This is a genomic window from Arthrobacter sp. OV608 (assembly GCA_900110595.1).
Taxonomy (GTDB): Bacteria; Actinomycetota; Actinomycetes; order Actinomycetales; family Micrococcaceae; genus Arthrobacter.
Map to the genome: position 1 here is coordinate 71,635 of FOEZ01000012.1, position 12,629 is coordinate 84,263.

General features: G+C 66.2%; 15 protein-coding genes. 8 read left to right on the forward strand and 7 right to left on the reverse strand.

The genetic code is table 11. The annotated features are described in order from the left end of the window. Positions 1-11 precede the first annotated feature (11 nt). Together mmsB and BMX78_RS15610 are read left to right on the forward strand one after the other, a co-directional pair. Entirely contained in the window at positions 12-1,037 is a 1,026-nt protein-coding gene (gene mmsB, locus BMX78_RS15605) for a 3-hydroxyisobutyrate dehydrogenase (RefSeq protein ID WP_091421018.1), read from the forward strand. Further along, entirely contained in the window at positions 1,034-1,810 is a 777-nt protein-coding gene (locus BMX78_RS15610; protein ID WP_091421021.1) for an enoyl-CoA hydratase, read from the forward strand. Before mmsB ends, BMX78_RS15610 begins: the two co-directional genes overlap by 4 nt. Here the strand turns inward: BMX78_RS15610 and BMX78_RS15615 are convergent. Next, entirely contained in the window at positions 1,773-2,774 is a 1,002-nt protein-coding gene (locus tag BMX78_RS15615; RefSeq protein WP_211482585.1) for an NAD(P)/FAD-dependent oxidoreductase, read from the reverse strand. The two genes, BMX78_RS15610 and BMX78_RS15615, sit on opposite strands and share 38 nt — an antisense overlap. A gap of 67 nt (positions 2,775-2,841) precedes the next feature. On the opposite strand from BMX78_RS15615, the gene BMX78_RS15620 reads away from it, so the two are divergent. Then, positions 2,842-3,417, forward strand: a complete 576-nt coding sequence (locus tag BMX78_RS15620; protein ID WP_091421025.1) for a helix-turn-helix domain-containing protein — start codon at positions 2,842-2,844, stop codon at positions 3,415-3,417. A 150-nt stretch (positions 3,418-3,567) separates the two neighbouring features. After that, positions 3,568-4,221, forward strand: coding sequence for a DedA family protein (locus BMX78_RS15625; RefSeq protein WP_091421027.1), 654 nt, complete (start codon positions 3,568-3,570; stop codon positions 4,219-4,221). Positions 4,222-4,308: 87 nt separating this feature from the next. Here the strand turns inward: BMX78_RS15625 and BMX78_RS15630 are convergent, their stop codons facing one another. Next, positions 4,309-4,818, reverse strand: coding sequence for a MarR family winged helix-turn-helix transcriptional regulator (locus BMX78_RS15630; protein WP_091421030.1), 510 nt, complete (start codon positions 4,816-4,818; stop codon positions 4,309-4,311). Positions 4,819-4,922: 104 nt separating this feature from the next. Here BMX78_RS15630 and BMX78_RS15635 point away from each other — a divergent pair, with 104 nt between their 5' ends. Together BMX78_RS15635 and BMX78_RS15640 are read left to right on the forward strand one after the other, a co-directional pair. Then, entirely contained in the window at positions 4,923-6,113 is a 1,191-nt protein-coding gene (locus tag BMX78_RS15635) for an acyl-CoA dehydrogenase family protein (RefSeq protein WP_091421032.1), read from the forward strand. 118 nt (positions 6,114-6,231) lie between these two features. Next, on the forward strand, positions 6,232-7,209 hold the full coding sequence (locus BMX78_RS15640) for an SDR family oxidoreductase (RefSeq protein ID WP_091421034.1): 978 nt from the start codon (positions 6,232-6,234) through the stop codon (positions 7,207-7,209). 56 nt (positions 7,210-7,265) lie between these two features. On the opposite strand, the gene BMX78_RS15645 is transcribed toward BMX78_RS15640, so the two are convergent. The 5 genes from BMX78_RS15645 to BMX78_RS15665 form a co-directional block, all read right to left on the reverse strand. Then, positions 7,266-8,051 carry a MerR family transcriptional regulator gene (locus BMX78_RS15645; protein WP_170850840.1) on the reverse strand — a complete coding sequence of 262 codons (786 nt, stop codon included), beginning with the start codon at positions 8,049-8,051 and terminating at the stop codon, positions 7,266-7,268. A gap of 33 nt (positions 8,052-8,084) precedes the next feature. After that, positions 8,085-8,468: a hypothetical protein gene (locus tag BMX78_RS15650; protein WP_091421198.1), complete on the reverse strand. Its 384-nt coding sequence runs from the start codon at positions 8,466-8,468 to the stop codon at positions 8,085-8,087. Between the two features lie 433 nt (positions 8,469-8,901). Further along, positions 8,902-9,105: a cold-shock protein gene (locus BMX78_RS15655; RefSeq protein WP_013599688.1), complete on the reverse strand. Its 204-nt coding sequence runs from the start codon at positions 9,103-9,105 to the stop codon at positions 8,902-8,904. A 132-nt stretch (positions 9,106-9,237) separates the two neighbouring features. Beyond that, entirely contained in the window at positions 9,238-9,864 is a 627-nt protein-coding gene (locus tag BMX78_RS15660) for a response regulator (RefSeq protein WP_091421036.1), read from the reverse strand. Then, positions 9,861-11,120, reverse strand: a complete 1,260-nt coding sequence (locus BMX78_RS15665; RefSeq protein WP_091421039.1) for a sensor histidine kinase — start codon at positions 11,118-11,120, stop codon at positions 9,861-9,863. Before BMX78_RS15665 ends, BMX78_RS15660 begins: the two co-directional genes overlap by 4 nt. 209 nt (positions 11,121-11,329) lie before the next feature. Between BMX78_RS15665 and BMX78_RS15670 the strand changes: the two genes are divergently transcribed. Together BMX78_RS15670 and BMX78_RS15675 are read left to right on the forward strand one after the other, a co-directional pair. After that, complete coding sequence (locus tag BMX78_RS15670) at positions 11,330-11,896, forward strand: GlcG/HbpS family heme-binding protein (protein ID WP_091421200.1); 567 nt, start codon at positions 11,330-11,332, stop codon at positions 11,894-11,896. Positions 11,897-12,143: 247 nt separating this feature from the next. Next, positions 12,144-12,611, forward strand: coding sequence for an ankyrin repeat domain-containing protein (locus BMX78_RS15675; protein WP_091421041.1), 468 nt, complete (start codon positions 12,144-12,146; stop codon positions 12,609-12,611). The last annotated feature ends 18 nt before the right edge of the window (positions 12,612-12,629 follow it).

The following is a 12,629-nucleotide window of genomic DNA, read 5'->3' on the forward strand; positions in this document are numbered from 1 at the left end:
GGAGAGCGGCCATGCCTGAGGACTACACCATCGCGTTCCTGGGCCTTGGCCACATGGGCGGGCCCATGGCGGTGAACCTGGTCAAAGCCGGCTACACCGTGGCCGGTTTCGACGTGGTGCCTGCCGCGCTTGACGCAGCGCGGGCGGCCGGGGTTCCCGTTGCTGCCAGCGCTGCTGACGCAGCCTCCGGTGCTGCTGTGGTCCTGACCATGTTCCCCAGCGGCCGCAACGTGCTGGACGCCTACCAGGGAAGCGACGGCGGACCCGGCCTGCTGGCTGCTGCTGCCCCCGGAACCATGTTCCTGGACTGCTCCACGATCAATGTGGACGAAGCGCGGGAAGCGGCCCGGCTGGCCATCGACGCCGGCCACCGCTCGGTGGATGCTCCGGTTTCAGGCGGCGTGGTCGGTGCCGAGGCCGGGACGCTGACGTTTATGGTGGGCGGGGATCCTGAGGACTTCGAGGCAGTGCGTCCGCTGCTGGAAGTGATGGGCAGGCGGGTGGTGCACTGTGGTGCCCATGGCGCGGGGCAGGCTGCAAAGATCTGCAACAACCTGATCCTGGGTGCCTCCATGATTGCCGTGAGCGAAGCCTTTGTGCTGGGGGAGAAGTTGGGCCTGAGCCACCAGGCACTGTTTGATGTGGCATCGGCAGCGTCCGGTCAGTGCTGGGCATTGACCACCAACTGCCCCGTGCCGGGGCCGGTCCCCACCAGCCCGGCCAACCGCGATTACCAGCCCGGTTTTGCCGGAGCCCTGATGGCCAAGGACCTCAAGCTTGCCGTAAATGCACTGCAAAGTACCGGGGTGGCGGCCCGGGTGGGTCCGCTCGCCGCGGAAATCTACGATACGTTTGCCGCGAAAGGCGGCGCCGGCCGGGACTTCTCCGGAATCATCACGGACATCCGGGACAGATCCGATGGTCCCGATGGAGCGGGACACAAGAACCAGCCCGCAAATGTTGCCGGCGGCGCCCCAGGAACGGCATTAACCACCACAGCAAACAGTGCGGCACAGGACGACGGGAGCCCTGAATGACGGAATACACGAACATCCTGGTGGAGCAGCGCGGCCGGGTGGGGCTGGTGACGCTCAACCGGCCACAGGCGTTGAATGCCCTCAACAAGGCCACCATGGAAGAGCTCGTGCAGGCCGTCCGCACCATGGACTCCGATCCCGCGGTAGGAGCGGTGGTGATCACCGGCTCCAGCAAGGCTTTCGCCGCCGGCGCCGATATCAAGGAAATGGCTGCCCAAGGCTACATGGACATGTATGCCGCGGACTGGTTCCGGGGTTGGGAGGACTTCACCCGGCTGCGCATTCCCACCATCGCTGCGGTCTCCGGGTTCGCGCTGGGCGGCGGCTGCGAGCTGGCCATGATGTGCGACCTCATCATCGCCGGGGACAATGCCAAGTTCGGCCAGCCCGAAATCAACCTGGGCGTGCTGCCCGGCATGGGCGGGTCACAGCGGCTCACCCGGGCAGTAGGCAAGGCCAAAGCGATGGACCTGATCCTCACCGGCAGGTTCATCGGTGCGGAGGAAGCCGACAGATGCGGCCTGGTGTCCCGCGTGGTTCCAGCCGAGGATGTAATAGACGAGGCCATCAAGGCCGCGGAAGTGATCGCGTCCAAGTCCAAACCCGTGGCGATGGTGGCGAAGGAAGCCGTGAACGCGGCCTTCGAAACCGGCCTTACCCAGGGAGTGGTTTTCGAGCGCCGGCTCTTCCATTCGCTCTTCGCCACGGAGGACCAGAAGGAAGGCATGGCGGCGTTCACTGAGAAACGCCAGCCCGAATTCCGGCATCGTTAAGCATCAACGTCTGCCGGTAGGCGGACAGATCTGCTGCCATCTCCTCCGCCATCAGGTGGTTGTTAATGACGACGGCGGCCCAGGCGCCCGCCGCTGCTGATGCCAGGACCTGCGCGCGCATGTCCGTCACGTTGCCTGCCGCCCATACGCCCGGGACGGCGGTGGCTCCGTCGGCATCCGTCGCCAGGAAATCCCCGATGCCCATCGGATGCGGTTCCGGCTTCAGGCCGAGGCCGGCGAAGGCGTCCAGCCGGGCCCGGACCTGGGCTCCTGCCACCACGGCATCCACGGCTACTTCCGGCCCGCCTGCCAAGGCAACGCCGCGCAACCGGTCCTGCTCCACCCGGAGCGACTCGACGGCACCGGCAACCACCTTGATGCCACGGGCGGCCAGCTGCTCCAGTTCCTCGGCGGAGGGCAGCACAAGTTCGTTCAGGAACAGCGTGATGTTGGCGCTCCACTGCCGGAACAGCAATGCCTGATGCACAGACCAGGGACCATTTCCAAGGACGCCGATTCCCTGGTCGCGGACCTCCCAGCCATGGCAGAAGGGGCAGTGCAGCACGTCCCTGCCCCAGCGCTCGCCGAGTCCGGGGATCCCGGGCAGCTCGTCCACGAGCCCGGTGGTGATCAGGAGCCGCTTCGCCCGAAGGACGCCGCCGTCCGCAGCGGTGACGGTAAAGCCTTCGGCAACACTTCCGGCCGCGGCCACAGCCTCGCCTTGGATCGTCCGGACGCCGTACTGCCTTGCTTCGGCCCGGCCGGTCTCCAGGAGTTCCGCTGGGCGGACGCCATCACGGGACAGGAACCCATGGACTCCCTGGGCAGGGGCATTGCGGGGTTCGCCGCTGTCCAGCACCACGACGGAGCGGCGCGACCGGCCGAGCATTTGTGCCGCGCTGAGGCCGGCCGCGCCGCCGCCGATGATCAAGACGTCAGAGATTGATGAATTGTGGTTTGTCATGGTTCCCATGGTGTTCCACCGCCGCCGGTACTGGCAAAGTATTTTGCCGCAATGGCAAGATGGCGGTATGGATGAACAGATTGACGATGTCCTGGCCGCGGTGGGGCGCAGATTGCGGGCGCTTCGGCAGGCCGCCGGCATCACTCTCACAGCGTTGGCTGAAACCACTGGCATATCCGTGAGCACGTTATCCAGGCTGGAGTCCGGCCAGCGCCGGCCCAACCTCGAGTTGCTGCTGCCGCTGGCCAAGGCGTACCAGGTTCCGCTGGATGAACTGGTGGGAGCTCCGGCCACTGGAGATCCCCGGGTGCACTTGCGACCCCTCCAGGTACGGGGAATGACCATCATTCCGCTGACCAAAAGGCCTGGCGGCATCCAGGCCTATAAACACATCCTGCCCGCCGGACGGTTGGAGGAACCCAAGCCTCAAGTGCACGAAGGCTACGAGTGGCTGTATGTGCTCAACGGAAAGCTGCGGATGGTCCTGGGTGGCCAGGACCTGGTGCTCCATGCGGGAGAGGCCGCGGAATTCGATACCAGGGTCCCGCACTGGTTCGGCCGTGCGGACGGCAACCCGGTGGAGTTCCTGAGCCTCTTCGGCACGCAGGGAGAGCGGATGCACGTCCGGGCCAAGCCTGCCTGATCGCTGGCCCAGACCGGACTGTGGCCGGGGAGCGGTGGGCGGCAATTACGCTGGCCGCGGCCGCCGCACCGGGCCCAGCTTTTACACAGGTGCGTAAGGTAGACAGGACCGGGAAACGGGTATGGCGGCGACGCGGACAGGGGGCGTTCTATGTGGGGGACGGCAGCGGACGCGGGCGGCTCGGCCGATAATCTGACCGGGCTGGTGGGCTTGGCTGCCCGGGGCATTGAGCAGCTCGGTGAGTGGGGCGTGGGGCTCTTCACCCTCGCTGAAACAGTGGTGCCGCCCATCCCCAGCGAAGTGATCCTGCCGCTGGCCGGCTACCTGGCCAGGCAGGGCTCCCTGAGCCTGGTCCTCGTATTTGTGACCAGCACCCTCGGGGCCTATCTTGGCGCCCTGTTCCTGTACTGGCTCGGGGCCAAGCTCGGACTGGAGCGGTCCATCCGAGGGTTATCCAAGCTTCCCTTGGTGGACCGGGAAGACTTTGAACACGCGGCAGGCTGGTTCCGCCGGCATGGACGCTCGTCCATCTTTTTCGGAAGGTTGCTTCCCGGCGTGCGAAGCCTCATTTCCCTTCCGGCCGGAGCTGCAGCCATGCCGCTGGGAAAGTTCACCATCTACACAGTCGCCGGCAGCGGGCTGTGGAACGGGTTGCTGCTGGGGCTCGGGTACCTGCTCGGCACCCAGTACCGGGTGATCGAGGAGTACTCCCGTTTCCTGAACTACGCCGTGTATGCCGCTGTGGGCGTTACCGTGGTGCTGCTGGTTGCCCGGCGGATCAAGCGCGCCAAAACGCCGCGCTGACCCAGTTTTCTCCAGCTCAGGAAACCGGCCAGTTCGGGACATCCGGCCGGTTCAGCACACCGGCCGGTTCAGGACATCCGGGGCCGTTCAGGGGCCGATGAAGTCGCCCGCGTTCCGGCGGAAGTCCCCGAGTATCCGGATCAGCTGATCGATATCCTCCGGCCCGAAGCCGGAGGCGCCGAAGACCTCGGCGTTGAGTGCCGCCGTCGAACGCTTCGCCGCGGTGCGGCCCTCGGCGGTGAGCTCAACCAGTGTGGTGCGGCCGTCCGTCGGATGCGGCGAACGGCGCACCAGCCCGGCATCCTGCAGCCGGTCAACAGCATTGGTGATGGACGTGGGGTGGACCTGGAGGAGCGTGCTGGCCTTCTTCATCGGCAGGGACCCGTTCCTGGCGAAGCTCAGCAGGGCGAGCAGCTCGTAGCGTGCGAACGTCAGTCCAAAAGGCTTCAGCACGAATTCGATCCTGGCGAGCAGGATCTGCTGGGTCCGCATGATGGCGGTGACGGCTGCCATGGGCGCCGCCTCGTCCGCCCAGCCGTGATCTTCCCAGTTCCGGCGGGCATCAGCGATGGGGTCTCGGGGAAGCGGAGTGCCCATAGCCAGCCTTTCACGATGTGATGCACCTCACCTGTGGCGGGGTGTGTGCAATATACTAGGACATCCAACGGTTGGTAGTGCGGTGCGGCAGAGCAGGGGGACCAATGCCAGTGCAGGCCACGGGACACAACGGAGTGTCACCCTTTCCGGATGCCGACCTGATGTACATTGTCGACCTCCTCGCGCCTCCTGAACGGGACAGGTACTTCGGCATCCGCGAGTTCCTCCAATCCTCGGTCCGGCAGCCCTCAATCGAGTATTGGAATCGCGAAGAGTTTCCGTTCGGGCTGCTGGCGGACATGGGAAAACATGGCCTCGGAGCCCTCCAGCTGGACGGCAGCTCCGCGCTGTTCAAGGGACTGATGTACGTCGAGCTGGCCCGCGCGGACGTATCCCTGTCAGCGCTCGCCGGCATCCATAATGAACTCATCCTCGGGATGATCAGCGAGCTGGGCTCTAATGAACAGAAGGCCCGGTGGCTGCCCGGCCTGAAAACCTTCAGCCAGTTGGGCGCCTTTGCCCTGACGGAGCCGGACCACGGCTCGGACATTGCCGGCGGGTTGGAAACCTCGGCCAGGCTGGACGGCGGCGAGTGGGTCCTCAGCGGAGCCAAGCGCTGGATCGGAGCCGCCACCATCGCCGACTTCGCGCTGGTGTGGGCGCGGGACGCGGCGGATGGCGAGATCAAGGGCTTCATCGTGGAGACGGACAGGCCAGGCTACACGGCCACCAAGATCTCCCACAAAATCGGCCTGCGGATCATGCAGAACGCGGACATTGTGCTGGATGAGGTGCGGGTTCCGGCGGAAAACCTGCTGCCCGGAGCCACAAGCTTCTCCCGGACGAACGAGCTCCTCCGCGACTCCCGCGCCTGGGTCGGCTGGCAGGGTGCGGGAATCCAGCTGGCCGCCTTCGATATCGCGCGGGCCTATACCCTGAACCGGCGCCAGTTCGGCAAGGAACTGGCCAGCTTCCAACTGGTCCAGCAGCAACTCGCCGATATGTTGGGCAACGCGTCTGCCTCGTTGGCCTTGATGGCGCAGCTGGCGCGCGTCCAGCAGGAGGGAAAGCTGGAGATGGTCCAGGCTGCCATGGCCAAAGCCACGGTCACCAGGCTGGCCCGGGCCTCGGTGGCCATGGGCCGTTCGCTGCTGGGCGGTAACGGCATCAGCAGCGACTATGAGATGGGCAAGCTCTTCGGTGACGCCGAAATCCTCTACACCTACGAGGGCAGCTATGAGATCAACTCTCTTATTGTGGGCAGGGCTGTCACCGGAAAATCCGCCTTCCACTAGATACCCCTGCCCCGGTGGTCCAGCGGGCGTTGTCCCGCCACGCCGTGATCGGTAGCATCAAACACTAAGCCTACTTAGTTTTATGGCTGGGCCGTCCGCGGACAGAAGGGGATGCCGAATGCGCGTCAAAAATCCAGTTGTGGTGATTACCGGAGCCTCCAGCGGGATCGGACGCGCCACGGCCCTTCGCTTCGCCGCCAGGGGAGCCCGGTTGGTCCTGGCCGCGCGGGGAGCGGAATCCCTGGAGGACGTGGCCCGGGCCTGCAGGAGGCGCGGCGCCAAAGCCATCGCCGTCCCCACCGACGTGACGGACGTGGGCGGGATGGAGGAGCTGGCGGCGCGTGCAAAACAAGAGTTCGGGCGCCTGGATGTGTGGGTCAACAATGCTGCGGTGGGTGCATTCGGACTGCTGACCGAGATTCCGCCGAAGGACTTCCAGCGGGTGCTTGACGTCAACATCTCCGGTTACGTCAATGGGGCGCGGGCGGCTCTACCCCGAATGCGCACCCAAGGGTCCGGTGTACTGATCAACGTTGCGTCAGTCGTGGCGGAAATTCCGTTGCCCTACTCAGCCGCCTACTCCATGTCCAAAGCGGCGGTCCGGGCGTTGAGTATCAGCCTGCGCTCCGAACTGGCCCGTGAAGGCGTGGCCGGGGTGGACGTGTGCACGGTCCTCCCCGCCACCATTGACACACCCTTCTACCAGAATGCCGCCAACTACACCGGGCGCCGGCCGATGGCCATGCCTCCGGTCTACACTGCCAAGCGGGTTGCAAAAGCCGTGGTGAGGCTCGTGGAACACCCGCGCAGGGAGCTCGTGGCGGGAGGCCTGGCCGGCCGGCTCCTGGTGCTGCAGCACAAGCTGGCGCCCGGTGCGGTCGAAGCGGCCACCGCCCGCCAAGTGGACACGCGCCAGTTGTCCCGGCGGCGGTCCGCGACTTTGACCTCGGGAAACCTCAGCCAGGCGTCGCAGGCGGTCCGCAAGCCTTCCGTGGGCGGCGGATGGCACGGCCGACGGCGGACGGCACAGCGGCGGATTGGAACCGCAGCGGCGCTCGCCGCCGCCGTGGTCGCCGTGCGGAAGAGGCTGGGCTGATTGCCGCTGGGCCGTGTCCTGCCCCGCCAAACCAGCCTCCGCCGTCGTGCTGGCTGCTAGAGATTCCTGTCGGCGTAGACCCGCAGCGCGTCCCGCACGAAGCCGGCGCCCGTCTCGCCACCGTAATTGGCGGCGAAACGTGGATCGGCAACGTACATTTCGCCCAGCCCCACTACATAGCCCTTGACGTCCCCGCCCTGCTCGGAGGCAGGAGTGCCGGGGATGGAGGTCAGCCATTGAACGTGCCGCCGGGCCAGGTCCTGCGCCTCGGGGCTGTCCGCGGCGATGCCCGATTCCGCGGCGGCCGTCCAGTCACGGCCCAGCTTTTCGGCCCGCGCCTTCCACTCCTGTTTCTCAGCGGTTCCCATGCCACGCCACCAGGCGTCGCCCTTGGCATACGCGTCCTTGCCCCAGCGCTCCTCCACCTCGTCCTTGTACTGGGTGTGGTCGAAGCCGTCAAACATTTTTTCGGCCATGAGTTCGCCTCCTCCTTTCACTGTTTCAATCGTTTGCTGGACAGACAGGACCTGCCGCGCCAGCCGTTCCTGCTCCTGCCGGAGCCAGTCCAGGTGGCGGCTTAGCGCTTTGACGGCATCCATCTCGTGATGGAAGACATCGGCTATGGCCGGCAGGCCCAGCCCGAGTTCCCGGAGCAGGAGGATCCGCTGCAGCTGCAGCAGTGCCGCGGCGTTGTAGTAGCGGTATCCGTTGCTGCCCACGCGGCTGGGCTTCAGGAGCCCGATGTCGTCGTAGTGGCGCAGCGTCCGGCTGGTGGTGCCGGCCATCCGGGCAACATCCTGGATGGACCAGTCAATGCCTGCTGCTGTTCCGGATGCGTCCATGCTCTGAGCGTAGGGGTTGACGCTGCGTCAAGGTCAAGCGGGTTTTCCGGGATGCCTTTTACGCGGTGGCCTGGGGCGGGGGGAACGCGTGCGGGCCTGGGCAACGAGCCGGGTGAACGCAAAAATGAAGACGGCCTCGATGATGAGCATCAGGGCTACGAGCAGCCATTGTTCCTCGGCTATGAACACAATGCACCCTGCGAGCGCGAGGATGGTTCCGAGGACTAGTGTGTAGACGGCAAACCCGACCGCGACGCGGGCGCTGCGGACCCCGGTTCGGAAGCCGAAGCCCAATGGTTCCCCGCCGGGATGGCCGGGGACGAGGTCCGGGCCGGCAGGCGGGAGCTGGTCGAACTCCTCCCAGGGGTCCTTCCCTGCATCGTTGCCTGGCACATTGTCCGGGGGCTGTCCCGTCATCATCCCATTATCCCAAATCTGCGAACGGGACAGGGGGCCGGGGAACGCTCTCTCACTTGATGCTGGGTTTTGGGGAACGCTCTCTCACTTGATGCGCGTTTTTGAGGAACCCTCTATCACACCCCGAGTCCCGGACGTGACCTCCGGCACGATGACCGCGGCAGCACCGCCGTCGGCCCTGCCGCGAAGCGATAGAGCGTCCGTGGGAAGCCCGCGTTAGGTGATAGAGCGACGGTAGGAAGCCCGCGTTAAGTGATAGAGCGTCGGCCGGAAGTCCGCGTTAAGTGATAGAGCGTCGGCCGGAAGTCCGCGTTAAGTGATAGAGCGTTGGACGGGGGAGAAGCCAACAAAAAACAGCGGCCTCCCCAACATGTGTTGGGGAGGCCGCTGCCTGGCGGCCTCCTCCTGCTGGTGCAGGAGGAAAGCCGAAGCCTTAGAGCGGGCGGATGTTCTCTGCCTGCGGGCCCTTCGGACCCTGGGTCACATCGAATTCAACCTTCTGGTTCTCATCGAGTGAGCGGTATCCGCTGCTGGCGATTGCTGAGTAGTGGGCGAAAACGTCAGCGGACCCGTCATCGGGGGCAATGAAGCCAAAACCCTTTTCGGCGTTGAACCATTTAACTGTGCCTGTTGCCATGGCTGCATTCCTTCGTGTGACTCTGATTCTCCCCCGGGCCACCGGCCCGAAGTGCGCGGAGAACGTCCCCCGCAGTCCCCAACGTACGGGGCTGGCGCCAACCTTGCAAGGGTAACGGGATTTTAAGTGTCGTCAGCGCATGCCCTCACGGCGGATCGCGGTGGCTATGGCAGCGGCCCTGGTGTCCACCCCGAGCTTGGCATAAATGTGCGCAAGGTGGGTCTTGACGGTGGCCTCGGAGATGAAGAGGCGTTGGCCCAGTTCACGGTTGCTGAGGCCCTCTGTCAGGAGGCTGAGCAGTTCGGCCTCGCGTGGTGTCAGGATCTCGTCGGGGTTGCGCAGCTGCTGGAAAAGCCGCGACGCAACGGGCGCGCTCATCACGCTCTTGCCCTGGACTGCGCCCCGGATGGCCGCAAAGATCTCCTCGGGTGCGGCATCCTTCAGCAGGTACCCCATGGCACCGGCGTCCACTGCCCGGACAATGTCCGCATCGGAGTCGTACGTGGTGAACACCAGGATGGCCTGCCTCTTGTTCCGCTCCCGGATTTTGCGGATGGCTTCGATTCCGTCCATCCCGGGACCCATGGCGAGGTCCATCACCACCACGGACACGGGGTGCTGCGCCAGCAGGTCCAGCGCGTCCTCTCCGGACGCTGCTTCGGCAACGACGTCGATATCCGCCTGGGTGCCAAGCAGGGCCCGCAGCCCGCTTCGCACCACGAGATGGTCGTCCACCAGCAGCACGGTAATGGCGTTCACGGTGCCTCTCCCGGGATCTTCGGCTCGGCCGCAGCGGGCAGTTGGGCTGCGACGATGGTCCCTTCACCGGGCGCACTTTCCACGGAGAAGGCGCCGCCCAGCTGTTCCACCCGTTGCCGCATGGCACGGAGGCCATACCCTCCGGCGCCCGACGGCGGTGCTGCCGCCGCCGGATCAAAGCCGGTGCCGTCGTCGTACACATCCAAGGTGACGGCGTCCGGAAGGAAGCCGAGGGTTACGGTGGCAGTGGAGGCGGCAGCGTGCAGCTTGATGTTCGAGGCCGCGCTCTGGACTACCCGCAGGAGTGCGTGCCGGACGTCGGCCGGCACGTTGCGGGGTTCGCCGGTGACCAGGAGCCGGGCCGCCGGGACATACTGCCTGGCCGCGACAAGCAGGGCGTCCGGCAACGGCGAGGCGTCCAACCCGGGGGAGGCGAGTTCGTGGACCAGGTTGCGGGTCTCGGAGAGATTGCCCCTCAACAGCGCTGTGGCCTGGCCAAGGTCTGCCCTCGCGGCATCAGCCGGCCATGCCCTCCCGGCCGCTTCCAGCAGGAGGAGGCTGCTCGCCAGGCCCTGGGTCACGGTGTCGTGGATTTCCCGGGACACCCGTTCCCGTTCGGCAATGGTGCCCGCCCGGCGCTCGCTGGCCGCAAGCTGTCCCTGTGCGAGCGATACTTCCGCGTGCAGGCGGCGCTGTTCCTCGGCGTCGTGCTGGATCCGGTCATAAACCAGCGTCAGCATCACGCCTACGGCCAGCGGCCCCAGGAGCATTGCCAGGTCAGTGCCGTCGCTCAGCTTGAACAGGCCTGCGGCGGTGGCAGCGGCCGTAACCCCTGCTGTGATGTAGGCGGCTGCTCCGTTGAAGGCGATCCGGCAGAGGAAGAAGAGCGCGAACGAGCACCAGGCAAAGCTGGGAGCGGCGATGACCAGGACGGCCCACACGCCCACCAGGGCAACCATCCACGGTGCGCCGGGCCTGGCGCGCTGCGCCTGGATGGCGACGGCGAGATACAACAGGCAGGCGCCGGCGGCCAGGCCCAGGACCAGGATGTTGTCTGCCGGGCTGTGGCGCATCACGTAGCGGACCAGCGACGCCACCATCAGGACGCCGAAGCCAAGGTGTACGGCGGTATCGATCCTACCCAGGCGCGGGAGCCTCTCCGGTGTGCTGCTGGATGCGGCAGCCCCGCCTGTACCCCCGTTGGCGCCGGGGTCCGGTGCGGGCGCGGCGTGGGATGCGGTGGCTCGGGGAGGCATGGAAATTTCCGGTTCGAATGGGGGACAGCTACCTCCCATGCTATTGCCCCCGCCCTTGCCCGTCTCTCAGCCTTTTGGCTGATACGGCTGGCCTTTCGGAGCAGGAGGCCGCAGCCAAAGGCCCGATGCCCTGCTCACGTGCCCACGAAAGGATGGGACTGTACCCCGGCGCTGAACCGTGGCTGGGCTTTGACCATAAGGAAAACACCATGAAGAAGTCATCGAAAGTATTCGCCGCCGCAGCCGCCGGCGCACTTGCGCTCACCGCCGTTGCGACGGTCACAGCAAATGCCGGCCCGGGTGCTGCTCCAGCAGCCGTTCCTGCTGCCGACGTCCAGCCCGTGCCGGAGAACGTGGTCCAGCAGAACCGTATTTCCGTCGGGGCATCCGCAAAGGCTGTGTCCGCGGCGCTCGCGAAGTGCCAGGCGGACAAGCTGCCGTTCGTCACCGTGGCGCTGGTGGACCGCTTCGGCACGGTGCAGGCGCTCCTGCGGGGCGACAACGCCGCCGAGCACACCATTGAAGCCGCGAAGCAAAAGGCCTACACCGCCGCAGCGTTTGGCACCCCCACCAGCGAACTGGCCAAGCGGATCAACGGCAACGGCCCCAGCATCGCCGACCTCCCCGGCACCCTCTTCCTGGCCGGCGGCGTCCCGCTGAAGGTGAACGGTGTTTCCGTGGCCGGGATCGGCGTCGGAGGTGCTCCCGACGGGGCCCTGGACGAGGCCTGCGCCACTGCCGGTGCTGATGCCATCGTTGCTGCTGCCGCTCAGTAGGCTGGGCCGCATGAAGTGGGTTGGGGTTTGCTGCCTTGCCGTCTCCTTGACCCTGGCCACGACTGCGTGCCAGGCGGGTCCGGAGGCAACGCAGCCGCCGCAGCCTGCGCCGCCGTCGTCCCTTGCCGGGGCGGAAGGGACGACGGCCGTGGCGGAAACCCCATCAGCCCCGTCCCCGTCCCCGGCGCCGGCAGCTGCTCCTCCGATGCTGTCCGCGGAGGAACAAGCGTAGCTTGACCAGGCACTCATCGCCGCCGCCAAGGCCAACAACGTGCCGCTGGTGCAGGAACTCATCGGGCGGGGCGGCGATGTGAACACCAAGGACGCGATCCAGGATTCGGCGTTCCTCTACGCGGGCGCGGAAGGATTCAACGAGGTGCTCCGGTTGACGCTGGACGCCGGGGCAGACGTCGCCAGCACCAACCGGTACGGCGGGACCGCCCTGATCCCGGCCAGCGAACATGGCCACGTGGAGACTGTCCGGATCCTGATCGCCGCGGGGGTGCCGGTCAACCACGTGAACAACCTGGGCTGGACCGCCATGCAGGAAGCCATCCTGCTGAACAACGGCGGACCCAGGCAGCAGGAGGTGGTCCGGATGCTCCTCGATGCCGGCGCCGACCCCAACATCCGGGACCGGGAGGGCAGAACGGCGCTGCAGAACGCGGAGCGCCTCGGTTTCGCCGGGATCGCAGCCCTGATCCGCAACCGGTAGCCTCCTGGTAAGAGCAAC